This window comes from Idiomarina aquatica (assembly GCF_003987185.1).
Taxonomy (GTDB): domain Bacteria; phylum Pseudomonadota; class Gammaproteobacteria; order Enterobacterales; family Alteromonadaceae; genus Idiomarina; species Idiomarina aquatica.
The window spans coordinates 109,703-129,399 of the sequence record NZ_PIPS01000003.1; the positions used below are offsets into that span (position 1 = coordinate 109,703).

Here is a 19,697-nt window from a genome sequence, read left to right on the forward strand (position 1 = left end):
CAGTGAAAGTCGTAAACGCAATCGCCAGTGCAATGTTACTGGCAGGACTAGCAGGCTGTAACAGCGGAACTACCGAAGCCGCCAGTCAGGTGGCGCCGGGCGCACCGGGGGAAACACCGTTTTGGGCCTATTCGGGTAAAACCGGCATCGGCACTTCTTATGAAGCGTATCAACAGGGGCACTATGACGACGCCAGTGCCACCGGCACGGTTTCCAAGGTCTGGTTCTCGCTGGCTAAAGGGATGATCACGGAAACCATGTTTGGCCTTATTCACCAAGCGCAAATCCGTGACTTACAGTTTATCGTCAGCGGCGATGATTTTGTGGTGGCAGAGTCAGATGGGCTGAAAAATACCGTGGAATACCTGCATGTGGATGAGCAGGGCCGGCCGCTGTCGTTGGCGTATCGCGTGACCAGTGAGGATAGCCAGGGACGTTTTCGCATCATCAAAGACATCTTTACCGATCCTGATGCGCAATCGCTGATGGTTCGTGTGCGCTTTGAAGCTAATCAACCGGGGCTTACCGCTCACGTGCAGGTGAACCCTTATGTGAACAACGATGGCGTCGATGACCGTGCTAAGGTCCAGGGTGATGCGTTAGTGGCCTACTCCGGCGAACATTACCTGACGTTACAAAGTGAACAAGGTTTAAAACAAGGTTCGGTAGGCTTTATGGGCACATCCGACCGCTATTCTCAATTACAAACCTCAGGCGAACTGACGCGCTATCAGAGCACCGGTGAGCAACCCGGTAATGTGTCTATGAGTGCGACCCTGGGTGAGATCTCAGAAGTGGCCGAATTTGATTTGGTACTGAGTTACGGTAACAGCGAACAACAGGCCAGAGAGCAGGGGCAACAGACCTTGAAGCGCGGATACGATACCGTGCTGGCGCATTACAACGGTGAGGGTGACGCGATTGGCTGGCAAGATTATCTGCAAAGCTTGAACCTTGAAGAAATGTACGGCGCCACTACGGATGGTGGCAAATTACTGAATACCAGTGCCCTGGTGCTCAAAGCTCAGGAAGACAAAACCTATGCTGGCGCGTTGATTGCGTCGTTATCAAACCCTTGGGGCGATACGGTTTCTGCCGAACAGGGTAAAACGGGCTATAAAGCGGTTTGGGTGCGCGACTTTTATCAAGTAGCGATGGCGTTTCTGGCGCTGGGCGACACCGAAACGGCTAAAGCCGCGTTCAGTTACTTGCCGAAGGTACAAGTCAGAGAGGATACGCCGGGAAATCAGGGGGATACCGGTTGGTTCCTGCAAAAAACCCACGTTGACGGCGAATTGGAATGGGTGGCAGTACAGCTTGATCAAACCTCGATGCCGATCATGCTGGCCTGGAAACTCTATAAAAACGGCGTGCTGTCAGAAACTGAGCTGAGCCAGTGGTACGAATCAATGCTTAAGCCTGCGGCCGATTTTCTGGTTGACGGAGGTTTAGCGAAAATATTGTGGAATGATACTCAGATCACGCCGCCTTATACCCAGCAGGAGCGTTGGGAAGAGCAGGCAGGCTACTCTCCGTCTACCATTGCCGCCACGGTAACTGGCCTGATAACCGCCAGCGAGATCGCCGCTCTGAGCGGTGACCAGGAAAACGCACAACGCTACCTGGAAACCGCGCGGGAGTATGAACAGGATATCGAAGCTTTGATGTTCACAACGGAGGGTACGCTGGAGGGCGATGCAGCTGACGGTCAATATTTTGTGCGCATCGCGCAGGATGAAAACGTCAATGCAGACACCAAACTGGCAGCCAATAATGGTCGTCCGGGGATGGATAAAAAACTGATCCTTGATGGTGGCTTTTTAGAGCTGGTGCGTTACGGCGTGCGTTCTGCTGATAGTCCGTCGATTGTGGCGTCGTTACCGGAATATGACGATCAAAGCCTAGAGCATAAGCTACGGGTTAAATACACCTTTATGAACGATCAAGGGCAAAGCTTCCCCGGCTGGCGCCGTTATGGCAATGATGGCTACGGCGAGGATCAGGAGCTAGGCACTAATTATGCTGAAGGCGGCAACCAGACGGCAGGTCAACGTGGCCGCGTCTGGCCGTTCTTTACCGGTGAGCGGGGGCATTATGAAATCGCCGCTGCGAAAGCCAGTGACGGCGACCTGACGGACGCGCAGTACCAACGGATTAAAAACACCTATGTGTTGGGAATGGAAGCATTTGCGAACCAAGGCATGATGTTACCGGAACAGGTATGGGACGGCGTCGGGGTCAATCCTTTCGGTTATGAGGTTGGCGAAGGCACCAACTCAGCCACACCATTGGCGTGGACTCATGCCGAATACGTTAAGCTGTTACGCTCGCTGAGTGACGAAGCGGTATGGGATAATTATCCGCTTGTGGAACAGAAGCTCGCTGACTGAATGACCGTCTGATGAGTATTAGCCGCCAGCGTTTATCTGGCGGCTTTTTTGTCTTATAAACAACTCGATTGGCGTACGATCAGTTTGGGCGGCAAAATGCTGTTGGCCACATCAACGTCTTTATCAGCAATCAGGTTCAGCAGATTTGCCACCAACATTTGTCCGGCTAAGGTCGTATTTTGCTGTACGGTCGACAACGGAGGACTGCAAAAACGGGCGACCGCGATATCGTCAAAACCCACCACTGAAACGTCTTTAGGAACACTTAAGCCGGCTTCTTGCAGCGCTCTAATCGCACCAATAGCAATTAAGTCACTGGCACCGAACAGGGCGTTAAACGTGATGTTATTGGCAAGCAGTGATTTGGTTGCTTGATAACCGGACTCTTCGGTGGAAATCGCGGTTGCCATTTTGCGCTCGCTACAGTGTTTACCGTGCTCCTGTAGGCGATTTTCAAAGCCATTGAAGCGGGCGCTAAACTCGGGGCTGTGATGTGAGGCATCGCCAATGAAGGCACAGTCGGTGCGACCGAGCTCAATAAAGTGTTCGGCGACCAGCCGTCCCCCATGCTCGTTATCGCAGCTTACCGTCAGCTCAGGTCGGCCATCAACGCTGGCGCCCCAGCAAACAAATTTGGTGTCTGTGTCCAACAGCCGGGCAAACTTGGCCTGATAGTCGATGTAGTCGCCATAGCCGAGCAATATGATGCCGTCGGCGCGATGGCTTTCGGCATAGTCCGCATGCCAGTCGTTGCTGCTGGATTGAAACGAAACGAGTAAGTCATAGCCTTCTTTCGCACAGGCACGGGTAATCGAACCCAACATGGATAAAAAGAACGGATTAATTTGTGAATCGTCAGAAGTAGGATCTTCAAACAACAATACCGCCAGGGTAGAGCTTTGTTGCGCACGCAAATTACTGGCGTTTTTATCCACCTTGTAATTAAGCTCGCGGGCAATTTCAACGACCCGTCGGCGTGTTTCCTCATTAACCAGCGGACTGCCTCGCAGCGCACGGGAAACCGTCGACTGAGAAACCCCGGCTCTATGAGCTATATCGAAAGAAGTGGCTTTACCTTTCATATCGTTCCTCGTAATCCGTGCGCGGTGGCTCAGAGTAATACAGCTGCGCAAAATATTCCTTTAAATTCGCATATATTCTTGTTTTTATGCCTTAAGGAATAGGAAAGAATACTGTGGAACCCTCACATCTCACATAAGGAACAAGGATATGGTACTTGGAGAGCTCCTTAAACAACGACGTATCGAGTTGCATCTTAGCCAGTCAGAGTTAGCTGAGCAAGTCGGTATTGAGCAGTCTTACCTATCGAAATTGGAAAGTGAACGATCACTTCCGTCAGATGATGTACTGAAGACATGGCTCAGCGCACTAGAACTCACCATAGGGCAGGTGGCAGAACAGTTTGATCCAAGTTATCTACAAGGACGCTTGCGACAGATTCCATCGATTGATGCTTATTTACGAGAACAAACCGCAAATTATCAGCGTCAACGACGGGGCTGGTTAACCATTTGCGGACTGCTTATCGCGCTCTCATTACCGACGTTTTACAGTGGCTACACCAAGGTTCTTTTCCCTGAACTAACCTACCAATATATGTCTCCGGGCATATTATTGATGGGTGAAAACCCTAATTATTATCGTAATTGGAATGATACGGTCGTTGGTTTTGACGAATTGGAGAAGCTCTCAAAACGGATGGCTGAGCGCTCAAACCCAGATATCATGATACTGACCGACTATCGGGGAAAACAATTCACGGTGCCGGCACCTGAGGCGGATGATCCCAATATCAAACGGACCTACTACATCGACGGAACCATTCAACAGCCTCGAGTGATTAATGGTGTTTTGCAAGCGTTCGGTTTGTTTTTGCTGATGTGTGGGGTGCTAGGCATTGCGCTTGAACGTCGTCTGCTCAATAAGTAATTTATGGGATGCTGAGTTATGCTAATCTCAGATACAACAGAACCAACAGGAAGCAATTCGTGAAACACTCCATCAACACACCCAATCGCTATTTCAGCGTTTTAGCGACGTTGCTGTTAGCAACGGTTTCGCTAACCGTGATGGCGCAAGATAATGAGCCAGCGCCTGACGAACAGCCGGTTGCTGAACCCAAGCAGTTTGTGTCCGAGCATAGCGGCACCTTTAACGGAGCACGCATCGACTATCGGGTTAACGCGGGCGAGACCTACCTGAACAATGCTGAGGGTGAACCGGCCGCGAGCATTTTCTCCTTCGATTACATTGCCGAGGAGGATGAAAACCGCCCGGTGACGTTTATCTGGAATGGGGGGCCCGGCTCGTCGTCGAATTGGTTGCATATGGGGGGCTACGGTCCGAAACGCATCGTGGTGCCGAGTGAGGCAGAGCACCCGGGGGCAGCGCCGTACACGCTTAAGGATGCCCCCGAAACGATACTTGATGTGACGGACATGGTGTTTGTCGATCCGGTTGGTACGGGCTTTTCTCGTGCCATTGGCCAGGGGAAGAAAGAAGATTTTTGGGGGCTGACTGAGGATGCGGAGTCGATGGCGGCGTTCATTGCGGAATGGCTGACCAACAACAACCGCTGGAACTCACCGGTGTTTTTACTGGGGGAGAGCTTTGGTACTACCCGCGCGGCTGCTGTCGCTAAGGTGTTGCTCGATGACTATCTGATTAACGTCAACGGCATCGTGTTTGTCTCTCAGGCCTTGGATTACCAAGGCTCTACGCCTTATGTGGATGACAATATCATCTCTTATATCACCTACATCCCGACCATGGCGGCGACGGCTTGGTATCACGGAAAAGTTGATAATACCGGAGACTTTGAATCGTTCATTGCGGAAAGTCGTGAATTTGCCACTCAGGAACTGCTGCCGGCGTTATTTCAGGGCAATTTGTTGAGCGATGACGAACGCGCACGACTGGTCAGCGAGCTGCAACGGTTCACGGGGCTAAGTAAAACCTATATCGAACAAGTCGATTTGCGCATTAATGCCTTCCGTTTTGCCAAAGAATTAAGGCGTGATGAGGGCGTTGCGGTCGGTCTGCTTGATAGTCGCTATACCAAAGACGAACGCGACGATGTCGCGGCACGTCCGCAAGACGATGCGGCTCGTGCGATTTCACCGGCCTACAAAGCCTCACTTATGCATTACATGAGAAATGAGCTGGGCATTGACTGGAACCGCCGTTACTTAAACCCATCGGACCCGGAATTGTCCGGTAAGTGGCGCTGGAGTCCGTTACCGGAAGGCCGCTCGTGGGAGCCACACTACGTCAATACGGCGCCGGATCTGGCGTCGGTGCTAAGAAGCAATCCAGCGCTTAAAGTCATGGTGGGGTCGGGCTATTATGACCTTGTCACGCCGTTTTTCGATGCGGAATATACGCTTAACCGCCACGGCATCGCTCGCGATGACATCATTTACCGTTACTATCACGGTGGCCACATGATGTACGTGCATGAACCTTCGCGCAAAGCCTTGTTGGATGACACGCGTCAGTTTATTCGTGCGCAATTGGAAACAATGAGTTTCCAGTGAGGTACTTTTTAGCGCATTATTAAACAATAAAATGGTTCCTGTCTTTTAACAGAGGAGTCAGGAACATGTTTAATCGCAAACAATTTATCAGTGTGCTGGGCGAAATGGCGCGTGGCTTGATGTTTTCTGAGGGTAATACCAAAGTGAACGTTGAACATCCTAAGCCAATGATTAAGCCCCATGGTTACGATGATTTGATGAGGAAAGTTGAGCAGAAATGCTGTGTCGGCTGCTGCTGAATTTTTTCGGGAGAGTCAATGTTTGAGCGTTTATCCGACATGGCAACCTTTGCCGCAGTGGCAGAGGCTGCCAGCTTTACACGTGCCGCTGAACAGCTGGGGGTCACAAAAGGCTCGGTAAGTAAGGCAGTCAACCGTCTTGAAAGCCACCTTGGGGTGAAGCTGTTGCGCAGAACCACACGTCGACTGTCACTCACCGGCGAAGGTGAACAGTTTCTTCGGCATTGCCAGGTGATTGTTTCAGAGGCTCAGTTAGCCGAAGAACATATGGGTGAGTACCAAAGTGAGCCTAAAGGCACGGTATCGGTCTCGGCTCCGGTAAATTTCGGCGCTGCGCAACTGGCACCGCATATTGACCAGTTGTTGTCTAAATTCCCGCACCTGAATATTCACCTGACACTGTCTGATGAAGTGGTTGCCTTTAAAGAACAGGATGTGGATATCGCGATACGTTGCGGCGAACTGCGAGATTCGGCGCTCTATTACCGACGCTTGAAACCGTTAAGGCACGTTGTCGTTGCCTCGCCGGCGTATTTGAACCGCTTTGGCGAGCCCGCTAGCCCTGAGGAGTTGAGCGTTGATCAGTCGTCGCATTGGTGCATACCAAGGAACCCTTCGGCGTTGGGAAGCCGCTGGCATTTTTATCGCGGCGGGGAAGAGATAACGGTTCCTGTGCGTGGACGTTTTTTTAGCAATGAAAACCGCGCCATAAAACAGGCTGCCCGCAATGGACTGGGTATTGCGTTCCTGCCGGAATACTCGGTTGCCGAGCTCCTCGAAAGTGGAGAACTCAAGCAGCTACTGAATGCGTTTATGCCGCCGCCAACCCCCGTCAGCTTGCTGTTCGAAACGCGCCAATACGCAAGCTCTGCGGTCAATGAAACCATCAATTTTTTAGAGCAAAAATTAGGCTAACCCCCTTGTTTTGGGCTTTGTAAGGATATTACGTATATATACGCATTGCGAGACTCTTTAGAGAACCTTAAAATTCCACTCTGCACAGAAGTTGTTCCCGTTCTAAGGAGAGAGTGTGAAGCGGTTTTATATCGAAATCGGCCAAAAAGATGATGGCCAGCAAGCGCGTTTACTGCATAAAGAAGATTGTCAAAAACTGAAAAATCCAGAACGTGCTGTTTCGTTGTCCAGAAGCCCAACATCCAGCCGAGCCCTGGAAGAAGCTCAACGACTGTTCCGTGATACCCAAAAGTGCCCACACTGCGCCACCGGCGACTGATTCACTAAGTTCGCGGTAGCGGCTCGATAATAATGCTGTTAAGTAGCGCCACCACTTTAACGAATTCTTCGTTTAACAGACTGACAAGTTTGGGGTGGTAGCGTCCCACGCTTTGTTGCTCAAAATCTTCGATGATATTGAGCAGTCGACCCAGAGGACCCGCCCGTTGCGTCAGTGCCTGACTTACTGCGGTGGAAACATGAATTTCTTCCAATAGATGTTCCAGGCTGGTTCCGTTGAGCCGGTCAAATAACGACAGCAATCCACAAAAGAAAGCCGTTCCGGGCGAAACGTCGGAGGTTTTCTTGGCTAAAGCCTCCGCTAAAAGTGCCCGCATTAATACCGTCCGCAGTTGTAACTTCTGAATGGGGTCGTGACGCGACAGCGTAACGGCCGCAACAATGGACTTGAGTTTGGTCAGGCCAACCGAAAGCACCGCCTGCTTAATCGTGCTAACGGGCTTAGAACGCAGATGATCCGCGGTATTGGTTTGCTTCATCAGCACATAACACAGGTACGGCTGTTGAATTAATGACTGTTCAATGAGCTTTAAATCGGACTCTGGATCGGATAACAACTGCAGTAATTTAAGCTCGGCGATAGGGTTGCTCTGGCGCTTTGCAGGTGCTGCCTCAAGCGTCTTTAATGGTGAAAAGACATTGCCTTGAAACATCGCATAGCCGTCATTACGGGCTTTGCTGAGGGCTTCTGAGCAATTGAGCTGGCGTATCAAGTGCTGGTAGGATGAAACGCTCGAACTTGTGATTTGGTTTTGCTCAATAAATTGATCATGGGTTAGTATGTCAAACAACTCTTTAAACTCGTTTTTTAGTTCACCGAATTTGTCGTGAGGGCAAGCAAGGCGAAGTCCACGTTTTTTGAGTCCCAACAATAAGGATGCTAAACCAAGGTCTAGTGACTCTGGGTCAAGCAATTCGATAATGAGTTTGTTGGGTAAGATTTCAACTAAATCCTTGTCAGCAACCCAATGTATTGGTGCTTTAATCATCAGGGTGCGCTCCCCTATTAAACTGGGTAACCCCAGCTCTAATAGAGCTGTGGAGCAGGCTCTTGCCGTGGCTTCTACGGGATCAACAAAGTGTACACCGGTTTTCTTGTCAGCTGAGTAATAACTTAGCTCGTCAGCAATATGGCGAAAGTTACGGTCGCATATTGGCTGTAAAGCAATGCAATAGTTAGTTGACATGGGTATCCCCTAAAATCTTTTGCGGAAAATCATCGGGTATGCTTTCAACCCATTCAAAAACGGCTGATATTTCATTTTCTAATTTTTCCACCGGGGCATGACGGAGTTTTTGTTCTAAATCTGCAGCAGCTCTGCTCGCATCATTAAGGCCGAAAGATGCAAAAGAAGACTTTAGAGTATGTGCGGCGATTATGGCCTGTTGCTGTTCTCCGCGAAGATCACGAAGGTGCTTGGTGAGTGATTTTTTGAACAGCTGAAAGGCTTCAAAAAATAATTCCAAATCATCATCCATCATGGCTAATGCTGCAGATACGTCTGCCTTGGTCGGCTCACGCCGTTGTGACAATGGTTCCGGTTCGGCAAACTCGCCTGTTAATAATTCATCTAAGGTGGGAAGTTCTGCGCTCGGTGAATGATTGACAAGGACACGATCGATTTCACGCAATAGGTGACGATGGTCTATTGGCTTGCTGACGAAGCCCTCAATACCAGCTTCCTGATACTGCTTTTTGTGCTCCAACATGACATTTGCGGTTAAGGCAATAATTGGCGTACGGTGTAAATTCAATTCGTGCTCTAGTTCTCGAATCTTCAGGGTTGCGGCCAGACCGTCGAGTTTGGGCATCATAATATCCATCAGAATTACATCGAAGCGCTCAGTAGTGAATTTTTTAAGCGCTTCTTCACCATTCTCAGCGATTTCTAGCGTTACTGAGTGACGCTCCAAGACTTTGGTGATTAGCAGTTGATTTACCTGATGGTCTTCAGCGAGCAAAACTTTCAGCGGGTTCTCGCGATCGCTGCCAAGCACAAGTTCATCGGTCGCTGTACCGGATCCTGTCCTTAGTTGTAGAGTTTCTGCCAAATCTGCTTGTGTAACCGGTTTGGTCAGATAAGTGGGGATTCCGAGCCGTTTACATTTGTTGGCATCCCCGGATATCGGTGATGAACTGAGTATTCGGATAGCATTCGCCGGCATTAGTCCTTCTGATATGGCCGTCTGTGCGAGCTCAAAACCGTCCATACCGGGCATTCCTGCGTCTGAAATTAAATGGGTGAACCGATTGTCAGTATCTCTTAGCTTGAATAGGGCTTCTTCAGGACTGGATGCTGTTTCATGACATATGTGCAAGGAGTTAAGTAGTGCTGAAATCACGTGTCGGTTTACCGTTTCATCATCCACCAACAGCGCCCGTATATTGCTTGACTTATGAGAGGCCTCGCGTTTGAGAGCCGTGTCTGTTACCTCAACTGGAAGGCGAACAGTGAAAGCAGAGCCTTTACCCAGTTCACTCTCCAGATCGATACTGCCGTTCATCATATTCACTAATTCGCTACAGATGGTAAGACCAAGCCCCGAGCCTTCGTAGCGGCGATTTAAGTCGGCGTCTACCTGACTGAACGATTCGAAAATCCTGCGCTTATCAGAGGTATCAATACCTACACCGGTATCGCGTACAGTAAACAGCAGCTCGGCTTGAGAAGCCTGTAATGATGTAGCTAAAACAGTTAATTCGACGCTGCCAAAATCGGTAAATTTTATTGCGTTACTGAGCAGGTTGGTCAGGATTTGCCGAACCCGCATGGGGTCAATACATACAGTTTTTGGCAATTCAGACAAAACGGAATAAGTTAGTTTCAGTCCACGACTTTTCGCTGAAGGTGCGTGTGCCTTGATGACATCTCCGATAAAATCGAGTAGCTCTACGGACTCGTAGTTTAAGTCAAAATTTTTCGCTTCTATTTTGGATAGGTCGAGTAATAAGTTAATAAGTTCAAGTAACTGATCGGCTGAATTTTTAGCAAGCTTAAGGAACTGACGTTGCTCAGCATTTAAATTCGTATCTAATACGATATCCAGCATCCCCATGACGCCGTTCATGGGGGTACGTATTTCGTGACTCATATTGGCCAAGAACTGACTTTTGGCAATATTTGCAGCTTCTGCTTGTTGCGCTTTTTGTTCCAATTCGTGAATACGTTGCCTGAGTTCTTCAACTAACTGCTCGGAAAACATAATACTATTTACTCGCGGTGGCTTTTTTTAACGTATTTAATGCATTGTAAATATGTTGCTTTAGCACGGGAACGCGTATTGGTTTAGAAATAAAGTCGGTAGCCCCTGCATCAAAAGCTTGAGCCATAGACTCAAGCTCTTCACTGCCGGTCAGCATTAAAATAGGCTGCTCGGCATGAGCCTCCCGTAACTGTTTGGTTGCACTAACTCCGTCCATGATGGGCATCATCATATCCATCAAAATAATATCGGGCTGGAACCGCTCATAAAGCGCAACGGCCTCCACGCCATTACGAGCTTGCTCGGTATCATAGCCTGCCTTTCGTAAGCTGCGGGTAAGAATGGTGCGTGTTTCGAGGTTGTCATCGACAATCAGGATCTTCTGTTTACGATCGGCTGTCGCTGTTTGTTTCTTTTTTTCGACCGAGACAAACTCAACACTTGCGACTCCCGTCGTTGGATCAAAGTCGACCTTTCGGTACCCCTCTTCACCAACGTCGGCTTCCATAATGGTGACACCCTCTGCCAACAACTGCGAGAAGGCTTGTGCCGCATTGACTTCGCCGATATTAGCTGCTGAGAACTGTGATTCCATCGCAGACTCAAGGCGAGCGGATTCAAGCATATTTCCACCGCCGAAAATACGTGCTTTAAATTCTCTCAGCGGGACATTGCGCTCTTCAGTTAACCGCTTAAATAGAGCAACGCAATCGTCGCCATAGCGGGCGTCCAGCTTTCTGTCCGGTGAATTATCGGGATTGGATGGCAGGGCGAAATGACACATGCCACTCAATTGATGTTTGGGGTGCCACAAGGTAATCGCAATACAGGAACCTAATAGGGTATGTAAGGGCTTAGAGCCGCCACCAAAAACCAGCTCGCCTATATTTAGGACGATACGGTTAGCTGTGGATTTTATTAATGTCATAATGCCGCCTTAATTATCGACTGAGCGATATGTTGCAAAGACGTTTGCTTGATGACCGCGCCACGCTCATGAGCTTCGCGCGGCATCCCGTAAACAACGCAGGTTTCCTCATCCTGACCGATGGTAAAAGCGCCCATGTTGCGCATTTCCAGTAACCCACTGGCACCGTCATCGCCCATGCCGGTCATAATGACGCCGATGGCGTTGGCTCCGGCATACTTGGCCGCCGATCGGAACAGAACGTCCACAGAAGGGCGGTGTCGACTCACTAGCGGACCGTCTTTGACTTCAACGTAATATTTCGCACCGCTGCGCTTAAGCAGGGTGTGGTAATTGCCTGGTGCGATGAGCGCGTGACCGGGAATGCAGGAATCGTTATTTTCCGCTTCCTTTACATTAATTTGGCACAGCCCATCCAGGCGCTGGGCAAAACTTTTGGTGAAGTTCTCCGGCATATGTTGTACCACCACGATAGGGGGGCAACTGCGGGGCATTGCTTGTAGCACCACACGAATCGCTTCTGTTCCCCCGGTTGATGCGCCGATGACAACGATTTTATCGGTGGTCTTAGCGAGCGCTTTCGTTGAGAAGTTGGCATCGATCACGGCATCAGCCGTTAGCTTTTTGGATGGATTGCCTAATGATTTAGAAAACAACATTTTCTTTACGCGGGCCTGCGAGGCGGCTTTTATCGCATCCAGAATTTGTGTTTTACTCTCCTCAAAAAAGGCACGGCTGGTGTTCTTCGGCTTAGTAATTATATCAACAGCACCGGACTCCAGTGCCTGCAGTTGGGTGGCGGTGCCGTGCTCAGTGAGCGTTGAGCAGATCACCACAGGAATGGGGTTTTGCGACATGATTTTGCGCAAAAAGGTAATGCCATCCATTTTTGGCATTTCGACATCCAGGGTAATCACATCCGGTTTTTGCTTTTTGATTTGCTCGACAGCGGAGTAGGGATCTGCCGCCGTACCTATGACTTGCATTTGCGGGGATGAATTAATGATCTCCGCAAGGCTTTGTCGAACTAGGGCTGAATCGTCAACGATTAAAACTCTGATCACAGATATCACCTACTTCACTTGATAAACGGTCGGGATTAGCTGCTGAAAGTCGAGCCGGTTATGTCCAATACTTTCAGCATGCCCGACAAACAACAAGCCGTTTGGGTTGAGCCGTTGGCGCAGGTTTGCAATGACCTTTTGGCGGTCTTCAGGACTAAAGTAAATCATCACATTTCGGCAAAAAATCACGTCAAATTTAGACAACGCAGAGTAATCACCCTGGATTAAATTGAATTCATCAAACTGAATACTGTTGCGCAGTGGCTTTGACATTTTTACCAATGCTTTACTGGTGTCCTTGCTGCGCAGGAAATAACGCTTGCGTAATTCCAGCGGTACTGTGGCGATGCGTGACTCGGGATAAACACCACGGCGAGCGGTTGCCAATACTGTGGGTGAGATATCCGTGGCCAGAATCCGAAATGAAAAGTCGCTGTATACCCTGGCCAGCTCACTCAGCTCCAACGCCAGAGTATAGGGTTCTTCACCGGTACTGGCTGCCGCGCACCATACATTAAGTGGCTTACGCTTAAGCAACAGCCGGTTTGCGCTGTTGCTGTAAAACTCGCTTAAAAACTCGAACTGTCTGGCTTCGCGGTAAAAATCCGTTTTGTTGGTTGTTAGCAAATCAATAACAATGCTTTGCTCGGTTTTGGCACCTTTATCGTCCGATAAAAAAAATTCTACGTAGTCGTCAAAATTATTAAAATCCAGGCTGACTACGCGTTTGCGCAAGCGCGATTCAATAAGGTTTTTCTTATGGGCCGGGAGTTGAATCCCGGCCATTTCTCCCACAAATGCCGACAGGCGCTTGTGAGCCTTGGGAGTGAGCTGAATACTGCTCATTCGTCATGGGTCTCACTGCTGTTCACTTCTGCATCTGTCAGCTCGCCTACAACTGACTGCAATTCGTCAGCGGAAAATATTTTGGCAAGACGTAGCAAAATGACGAACTCTTCCTCAATTTTTGCCATGCCAAAAATGTAGGCACTATTGATTTTATTACCGATGCGCGGGGGTGGGTTGATTTCCGACATGGGTACTTCCAACACTTCCTTGACCGCATCGGCAAGAATGCCTAACGGTGTTTCTTCACCGTCGATGGTTACTTGAACAATGATCACACAGGTGTCAACGGTTCGTGGTTTTTTGCCGAGTTCAAACTGTTCGCGTAAATCCACAATCGGAATGACTTTGCCACGCAGATTAATCACTCCGAGCATAAAGGGCGGAGTTTTAGGTACCTTAGTGGCGCCTTTAAACTCCAGTACTTCCTGAATGCCGCTGATCTCAATCGCAAAGAGTTCATCATCAAGCACGAAGGTCAGTATCTTTAGCGAGTCAACTGTGATCTCGTTTTCGTCTGGATTTGTCATGTTTACAAAACCCTCTACTTAATAGCGTACGAAATCGTCGTCATCGTCTAAATCAATGTCTACGCCCTGGCCTTGTTTCGGTGACGCTTTCGTTGCCGGCTTTGCTGGCGCAGCTCGCTCACTTTTTTGGCTGGGTTTCGCCGTTTGCGGTTTGCCAACGGGCTTTTTCTTTAGCAGACCTTTTGATGATGAACTTGGCTGGTCATTGACATCAAAGAAACCGACCACACTGTAGAGTGTTTCAGCCTGTGCGGAGAGTTCCTCGGAGCTTGCCGCCATTTCTTCAGCCGATGCCGCACTTTGCTGCACCACTTGGTCTAGCTGTTGCAATGCTTTGTTAATTTCAGCAGCGCCTTTATCCTGCTCCAGTGCGGCGGCACTGATTTCCTGCACGAGGCTGGAGGTTTTCATGATGCTCGGCAGTAATACTTCCAGCATTTCACCGGCGCGTTCGGACTTTTCTAGACTACCGCTGGAGTATTCAACGATTTCACCGGCTGCTAATTGACTGCGTTCAGCCAACTTGCGAACTTCGGCGGCAACCACGGTAAAGCCTTTACCGTGTTCACCGGCACGAGCGGCTTCGATGGCAGCGTTAAGCGCCAATAAGTTGGTTTGGCGAGCAATTTCTTCGATGATGCCAATCTTTTCCGCAATCGCTTTCATGGCGACCAGCGATTCATTCACGGCACTGCCGGTCTCGCGGGCGTTATTGGCGGCTTCTTGCGCCATTTGTTCCGTTTGACGGGCATTGTCAGCGGTTTGTGAGATATTTGCGGTCATTTCTTCCATCGCGGATGAAATTTCTTCCAGCGAAGCGGCCTGTTCGGTCGCACCTTCTGCGATTTGCTGACCGGTATCACTCATCTCGACACTGCCGGAGGCGACGTTGCCCGATGACTCTTTAATCTCCGACACGATGTCGCGCAACTTACTGTTCATATTGCGCAGTACGCCATAAATGTCGTTGTCGCTGGCTTTTTCGTCAAACACCTGATTGAGGTTGCCCTTGCCAATCTCGGTGGCCATGCGGTTAACTTCGCTGACACGGCGGAAGATAATGAAAGCTGTGGAAAGTGCGATGAACAGCGTAATAACGAACAGCAGTAGCATTTGATTACGTGCGGTGTCGTAATCGCGGGCGTTATTACCGAGCGTGGTCGCCATCTGGTTTTCGATGTTTTGGTTGATGCTACTGACGCGGGTCAGAACATCATTCAATAAAGGTTCCAGTTCTTCCTGAACAAATAGGTAGCCATCGCGCGCTTGGGCATCTAGTTGCTCAATGGTTGCGCCAGTGTCGAGGGTTGCCGAGGTCTTATCGAACAATTGATTGGTGGTTTGTTCAACACCGTTAAAGCTGCGTTCCAGTTCAGCGATTTCCTCTTTGGAGGCATCGGTAACCAGCGCTGACAATGCCGTTAAACTTTTGTCAAACGATTGCTGTGCCTCCTGAATTTGCGAACGGAAGGCGTTTTTCGAGTCGGCGGTACGTGCATTCGTGAACCGCATTGACTGCCGGTCAACCTCGAGGATGGCTGCTCGAATTCTGGCTGAAAGAACACGTTTCTCGACAGGATCGGCCACCAGACGATTTAAACGATCGTTGGCGCCATCGAGTGAGTTGAGGCCAATTAAGCTGGATATTGCCATTAAGGCGATAAGCAGAATAAAGCCCAGTAATACAAGGGTTTTAAGTGTGATGCGTTTCATAACAAAGTTACCTTACAATGACAAAGTCTAAGATTGAATCGATTCAAGCAATTCGGATACGTCGAGCACCATTGCGATACTGCCGTCACCAAGAACCGTTGCCCCCATAACACCTGAAACACCGCGATAGAGCTGGCCCAGGCTTTTTATAACGGTCTGGAACTGACCCACCACCTCATCAACGGTGATGGCGCCGGTCTCCTCGCCAACTTTTACTATTACACTTTGCTCAATGGCCGGAGCGGTGCCGGCCAAAGAGAACATCTTTCGAAGAGACACACAGGGCACCAATGCACCGCGGTGTTTTACCAACGTGGTGTCGCGCTCTACGCATTTTTCACTGGCATAAGTCTCGATGCATTCGTTGACGATATTCAGTGGAATAACGAAGGACTCGCCAGCAACATTAACAAGCAGCCCATCGATGATGGCCAGTGTCATTGGCAATAAAATTTGTATTTCGGTACCAAGTCCAGCATCGCTCTTGATGTGAACCTTGCCCTGTAAAGAGTCAATCGACGTTCTCACAACATCCATGCCCACGCCGCGTCCTGAAACATCAGAGACTTTGTCAGCGGTAGAAAATCCGGCTTCAAAAATCAGTTGGTGTATCTGGTTTTCCGTTAATTCGTCAGTTGCTGAGATTAAGCCTTTTTCAATGGCCTTCTGACGTACCTTTTGGGTGTTAATCCCCGCGCCATCGTCCTTAACTTTAATCAATATCTGGCCTTGGTTATGAGCGGCGGATAGGGTGATGGTGGCTTGTTCTGGCTTACCGTTAGCCGCGCGCTGTTCGGGTTTCTCAATACCGTGGTCTAAGCTGTTGCGAAGTAAGTGAATAAGCGGGTCACCCAGTTTATCCAGCATGACTTTATCAAGTTCGGTTTCAGCGCCTTCCGTCACAAACTGGATATTTTTACCCAGCTCGTGACTGAGGTCGCGAACCACGCGGCGGAAGCGACCAAACAATGTGCCGATCGGCAGCATACGGATGTCAAACACGGTTTCGCGCAAGTCTGACGATAGCTGCATCAAGGTTTCGGCTATGGTGTTAAGCCCTTCATCATTTAACTCGCGGGCTTTTTGTTCCAGGAAGGACTGTAAGGTGACCAGTTCGCCAACCTTATCCATGAGTGCATCAAGCTTGGGCTGTGGCACTTTTATGCTGGGAACCGAACGTGATTGTTGAGTTTCCTGTTGTGAGCGCAAGAATTTCTGCTGTTCGAGCGCTTGTTCCACGTCCTCTTGAGCGGCCGCACCACTACCCGATAGAACTTCACCGAGTTTAGGTTGCTGCTGCAGGATGCTATCCAGTTGCTGCTGATTAATGGCGCCTTCCGCGAGTAACAAGTCTCCCAAACGGTAGGCTTCATCGGGATCAAGTTCCTCGGTGGATATACTCCAGTCATCCGCAACAAATAAGAAAACATCATCGATACTGCTTTGACTGGCTTCGGTCGCTAATAACACGGTCAGAAAGAAGTGGCAGTCAAAAATATCAATGTCTCTGTAATCGTCTGCCGAATCAAAAGTCAGGGTTTTATTGAAGTGCGCGGACGAATGGCAGGATCCTAGCGCCGACAATTCCCGCATAACCGGGAGTAGATCAAAACCGTCTTTGAAACACTCCTTGGACGGCTTTATGGTGATCTTTAAGATGCGTTGCTCTGTCTCTGTGTTTGCAGACGTGGCGGCTGTCGACTTTGCTGGCGAACCTTCAGTCGGTAAATCTGCCCAGCGCCGGAATTGCTGAATTAAGGTTTCGCTGACCGCCATAGACTCTTTGGATGGTGGTGTTTTTTCCAGCAGTAATTCAATATGGTCTTTGGCCAATAACGTGGCTCGGATGTGCTCGTCATTCAGCATCAACTCGCCTGAGCGAACCCGTTCGAAAAAACTTTCAATGTGGTGAGTAAAGTAAGATAGGTGGTCAAAACCGACCATACCTGCAGAACCTTTAATGGTATGCATGGCACGAAATGCCGCAGCAATTTGCTCGGCGTCACGAGGGGACTCTTCTAGCACCAATAATGCATTCTCAAGGTTTTCCAGATGCTCGTAAGCTTCCTCTTTGAAAATAATGACGGGATCAATTGACATGCGCAACTCCCAGTAGCGAGTGCATTCCTAATAAAGCCATTGCGTTTTTAAGGTCATCGCCAACGTCGCTAAGAGTTAAACTGTGGCCACGAGCCTGTTGATTTTTTTTAACAAGGGTTAACCATTGCAGCCCGGCAGAATCAAACTCCTCAATTAACGCCAAGTTAATAACCAGCGCACCGGACCAATAACTTTCCATTATGTATTGATTCTGAAGTGCATCGAGGTCATAAATGGTTAATGAGGTGGGCTTCATCTCGTTCATAGTGACCTCAGGCGAGTTTAGCGACGGCGGACAACAACACGTCTGGCTTGAAAGGTTTTACCAACCAGGCTTTCGCACCGGCGGCTTTGCCTTCTGCTTTTTTACTCTCTTCAGATTCTGTGGTTAGCATGAGTACGGGCGTGAAGCGGTATTCTGGTTTGGCCTTTAGTGTTTTGACGAAGGTAATACCATCCATATTGGGCATGTTGACGTCACTCACAATCAAGTTAATTTTTTGGCCTTCGATTTTTTTTAGGGCATCCATGCCATCGACAGCATCAATCACTTGATACCCTTGAGATTTTAGTGACATTGAGACAACCTGACGGACAGATGCCGAGTCATCAACAACGAGAATGGTTTTGCTCATGATGTTTTTCCTCAGAAAAATGTAAGTTCGCTGTCAGAATTTTTATTCGTGCTTTTAATGTTAAAGAGTCTGCGCTCGAGGTCTGTTGTCGAGCTGTCCTTTAATTCCTCAAACACCTGCTCCAGACCAGATTCAAAACTATCTAGAGCGTCAAGTGATAATTGTTCGAATAACATTTCGGTGTTTTGTACGGAGGTTGAAAGGTGCTCAAATACCTGGCACAGACGATCCTGGAACTGCAGGCGCTGAATCGCATCGCCCACGTTTTGTTCGGCTTCGCTTCGCAATGCCATCAATTGCTCGGTATCGTCCATCACCGCATTTACCTGCCGCGTTAGCTCTTCCAGTGTTTCGCTGATACGGTCTTCGTTAGTCTTACGTTCCTGAATCGCGGCATCGTGGTTCTGTGTGGTTTGCTCGATAACTTGGTTAACTTGGGTATTCACCACATTGACCAGTTTTTCAATTTCGTTACCGGCCTGCGATGAGCGATGAGCCAATTTCCTTACTTCATCAGCAACCACAGAGAATCCTCGACCATGTTCACCGGCACGTGCGGCTTCGATGCTGGCGTTTAGAGCAAGGAGGTTTATTTGGTCTGCAATGGTTTTGACTTCTTTGGAAAAATTAACCAGCGATACGTTGGTATTGGCCAACGAATTAATTCGCGATGCGGTCTGATCATCTCGCTCACTGGCGTCAGCAAGTGATTGCAATAGTTGTTCGAACGTATGTGATGTTTGTTGTAGAATAGAGCTAAGTTGCTTGCGTTCGTAATGAAGGTCGTCTTCATCGGAAGCCTTTAGCGCGATATCAAGTTGTTGCTTGAACGCATCAAATAAGTGAGTCAAATCAGTCGTTTCTCGCTCCATTTCCGTTCGGCCCTCATCGATTAGGCGCTGCCAAATAGCGAGTAACCGGTTAAGTGGTTGGGAAACTTTATTGCTGTCGTAGGTTACCGGGTTGTCGATGATGGTCTGTAGCCGGGTGATCGCTGAACGATGATTCAGGTTTAGTCGAGCCTGAGCTTGCCGGCAAAAAATCATCAATATCAATGCAACAAGTGTCGCAATGGCCGCTGCAACGTAGCTTACTGAAAGCCACAGTTGGATTGCCAACATGGTTAGTAAACCTGTTGCAAACCAATAAGCAGGGAGCGAGGCAGTCGGCATAACGAGACCCATAATGAGTTAAACCATTGAAGTCGCTATATAACCTTTGATTAAGAATGCTCGCA

Annotated in this window: 17 protein-coding genes and 1 pseudogene; 6 read left to right on the plus strand and 12 right to left on the minus strand. The window is 49.1% G+C overall.

Translation table 11 applies throughout. From position 1 onward, the window contains the following. Positions 1–2 precede the first annotated feature (2 nt). Positions 3–2,390: a glucan 1,4-alpha-glucosidase gene (locus CWE23_RS10000; RefSeq protein WP_126820163.1), complete on the plus strand. Its 2,388-nt coding sequence runs from the start codon at positions 3–5 to the stop codon at positions 2,388–2,390. A 53-nt stretch (positions 2,391–2,443) separates the two neighbouring features. Here CWE23_RS10000 and CWE23_RS10005 read toward each other — a convergent pair whose 3' ends face one another. Continuing rightward, positions 2,444–3,472, minus strand: coding sequence for a LacI family DNA-binding transcriptional regulator (locus CWE23_RS10005; RefSeq protein ID WP_126820164.1), 1,029 nt, complete (start codon positions 3,470–3,472; stop codon positions 2,444–2,446). Positions 3,473–3,620: 148 nt separating this feature from the next. On the opposite strand from CWE23_RS10005, the gene CWE23_RS10010 reads away from it, so the two are divergent. The 5 genes from CWE23_RS10010 to CWE23_RS10025 all read left to right on the plus strand — a co-directional run bounded on the left by CWE23_RS10010 (position 3,621) and on the right by CWE23_RS10025 (position 7,420). After that, entirely contained in the window at positions 3,621–4,340 is a 720-nt protein-coding gene (locus CWE23_RS10010) for a helix-turn-helix domain-containing protein (RefSeq protein WP_126820165.1), read from the plus strand. A gap of 59 nt (positions 4,341–4,399) precedes the next feature. Then, positions 4,400–5,947, plus strand: a complete 1,548-nt coding sequence (locus CWE23_RS10015; RefSeq protein ID WP_241970614.1) for a S10 family peptidase — start codon at positions 4,400–4,402, stop codon at positions 5,945–5,947. A 65-nt stretch (positions 5,948–6,012) separates the two neighbouring features. After that, the gene (locus tag CWE23_RS13825; protein WP_157982926.1) at positions 6,013–6,186 is read left to right on the plus strand and encodes a hypothetical protein; all 174 of its coding nucleotides are present in this window, start codon (positions 6,013–6,015) and stop codon (positions 6,184–6,186) included. Between the two features lie 18 nt (positions 6,187–6,204). Further along, positions 6,205–7,101 (plus strand): LysR family transcriptional regulator, encoded by an 897-nt coding sequence (locus CWE23_RS10020; protein WP_126820166.1) that lies wholly within the window; start codon positions 6,205–6,207, stop codon positions 7,099–7,101. Positions 7,102–7,216: 115 nt separating this feature from the next. Next, the gene (locus tag CWE23_RS10025; protein WP_126820167.1) at positions 7,217–7,420 is read left to right on the plus strand and encodes a hypothetical protein; all 204 of its coding nucleotides are present in this window, start codon (positions 7,217–7,219) and stop codon (positions 7,418–7,420) included. A 4-nt stretch (positions 7,421–7,424) separates the two neighbouring features. Here CWE23_RS10025 and CWE23_RS10030 read toward each other — a convergent pair whose 3' ends face one another. From CWE23_RS10030 to CWE23_RS10080, 11 genes and pseudogenes are all read right to left on the minus strand, one after another. After that, positions 7,425–8,627 (minus strand): HDOD domain-containing protein, encoded by a 1,203-nt coding sequence (locus tag CWE23_RS10030; protein ID WP_126820168.1) that lies wholly within the window; start codon positions 8,625–8,627, stop codon positions 7,425–7,427. Continuing rightward, on the minus strand, positions 8,617–10,644 hold the full coding sequence (locus CWE23_RS10035; RefSeq protein ID WP_126820169.1) for a response regulator: 2,028 nt from the start codon (positions 10,642–10,644) through the stop codon (positions 8,617–8,619). The genes CWE23_RS10030 and CWE23_RS10035 overlap by 11 nt, the downstream gene beginning before the upstream one ends. A gap of 4 nt (positions 10,645–10,648) precedes the next feature. Next, the gene (locus tag CWE23_RS10040; RefSeq protein ID WP_126820170.1) at positions 10,649–11,572 is read right to left on the minus strand and encodes a response regulator; all 924 of its coding nucleotides are present in this window, start codon (positions 11,570–11,572) and stop codon (positions 10,649–10,651) included. Further along, positions 11,569–12,636 carry a protein-glutamate methylesterase/protein-glutamine glutaminase gene (locus tag CWE23_RS10045; protein WP_198678833.1) on the minus strand — a complete coding sequence of 356 codons (1,068 nt, stop codon included), beginning with the start codon at positions 12,634–12,636 and terminating at the stop codon, positions 11,569–11,571. Before CWE23_RS10045 ends, CWE23_RS10040 begins: the two co-directional genes overlap by 4 nt. A 9-nt stretch (positions 12,637–12,645) precedes the next feature. After that, entirely contained in the window at positions 12,646–13,482 is an 837-nt protein-coding gene (locus CWE23_RS10050) for a CheR family methyltransferase (protein ID WP_126820171.1), read from the minus strand. Next, complete coding sequence (locus CWE23_RS10055) at positions 13,479–14,012, minus strand: chemotaxis protein CheW (protein ID WP_126820172.1); 534 nt, start codon at positions 14,010–14,012, stop codon at positions 13,479–13,481. The genes CWE23_RS10050 and CWE23_RS10055 overlap by 4 nt, the downstream gene beginning before the upstream one ends. 264 nt (positions 14,013–14,276) lie before the next feature. Continuing rightward, positions 14,277–15,686, minus strand: a pseudogene (locus tag CWE23_RS10060) (methyl-accepting chemotaxis protein); the annotation flags it as partial. A 66-nt stretch (positions 15,687–15,752) separates the two neighbouring features. Continuing rightward, the gene (locus tag CWE23_RS10065; protein WP_126820174.1) at positions 15,753–17,825 is read right to left on the minus strand and encodes a chemotaxis protein CheA; all 2,073 of its coding nucleotides are present in this window, start codon (positions 17,823–17,825) and stop codon (positions 15,753–15,755) included. Further along, the gene (locus tag CWE23_RS10070; RefSeq protein WP_126820175.1) at positions 17,815–18,090 is read right to left on the minus strand and encodes an STAS domain-containing protein; all 276 of its coding nucleotides are present in this window, start codon (positions 18,088–18,090) and stop codon (positions 17,815–17,817) included. The genes CWE23_RS10065 and CWE23_RS10070 overlap by 11 nt, the downstream gene beginning before the upstream one ends. A 7-nt stretch (positions 18,091–18,097) precedes the next feature. Continuing rightward, positions 18,098–18,460, minus strand: a complete 363-nt coding sequence (locus CWE23_RS10075; RefSeq protein ID WP_126820176.1) for a response regulator — start codon at positions 18,458–18,460, stop codon at positions 18,098–18,100. 11 nt (positions 18,461–18,471) lie between these two features. After that, entirely contained in the window at positions 18,472–19,581 is a 1,110-nt protein-coding gene (locus CWE23_RS10080; RefSeq protein WP_157982927.1) for a methyl-accepting chemotaxis protein, read from the minus strand. Between the last annotated feature and the right edge of the window lie 116 nt (positions 19,582–19,697).

Excerpts from the sequence above, each read along its gene's own strand:
- CWE23_RS10005 (WP_126820164.1), bottom strand. The coding sequence starts at position 3,472 with ATGAAAGGTAAAGCCACTTCTTTCGATATAGCTCATAGAGCCGGGGTT.
- CWE23_RS10010 (WP_126820165.1), top strand. The coding sequence starts at position 3,621 with ATGGTACTTGGAGAGCTCCTTAAACAACGACGTATCGAGTTGCATCTT.
- CWE23_RS13825 (WP_157982926.1), top strand. The coding sequence starts at position 6,013 with ATGTTTAATCGCAAACAATTTATCAGTGTGCTGGGCGAAATGGCGCGT.
- CWE23_RS10020 (WP_126820166.1), top strand. The coding sequence starts at position 6,205 with ATGTTTGAGCGTTTATCCGACATGGCAACCTTTGCCGCAGTGGCAGAG.
- CWE23_RS10030 (WP_126820168.1), bottom strand. The coding sequence starts at position 8,627 with ATGTCAACTAACTATTGCATTGCTTTACAGCCAATATGCGACCGTAAC.
- CWE23_RS10035 (WP_126820169.1), bottom strand. The coding sequence starts at position 10,644 with ATGTTTTCCGAGCAGTTAGTTGAAGAACTCAGGCAACGTATTCACGAA.
- CWE23_RS10040 (WP_126820170.1), bottom strand. The coding sequence starts at position 11,572 with ATGACATTAATAAAATCCACAGCTAACCGTATCGTCCTAAATATAGGC.
- CWE23_RS10050 (WP_126820171.1), bottom strand. The coding sequence starts at position 13,482 with ATGAGCAGTATTCAGCTCACTCCCAAGGCTCACAAGCGCCTGTCGGCA.
- CWE23_RS10055 (WP_126820172.1), bottom strand. The coding sequence starts at position 14,012 with ATGACAAATCCAGACGAAAACGAGATCACAGTTGACTCGCTAAAGATA.
- CWE23_RS10065 (WP_126820174.1), bottom strand. The coding sequence starts at position 17,825 with ATGTCAATTGATCCCGTCATTATTTTCAAAGAGGAAGCTTACGAGCAT.
- CWE23_RS10070 (WP_126820175.1), bottom strand. The coding sequence starts at position 18,090 with ATGAACGAGATGAAGCCCACCTCATTAACCATTTATGACCTCGATGCA.
- CWE23_RS10075 (WP_126820176.1), bottom strand. The coding sequence starts at position 18,460 with ATGAGCAAAACCATTCTCGTTGTTGATGACTCGGCATCTGTCCGTCAG.
- CWE23_RS10080 (WP_157982927.1), bottom strand. The coding sequence starts at position 19,581 with ATGTTGGCAATCCAACTGTGGCTTTCAGTAAGCTACGTTGCAGCGGCC.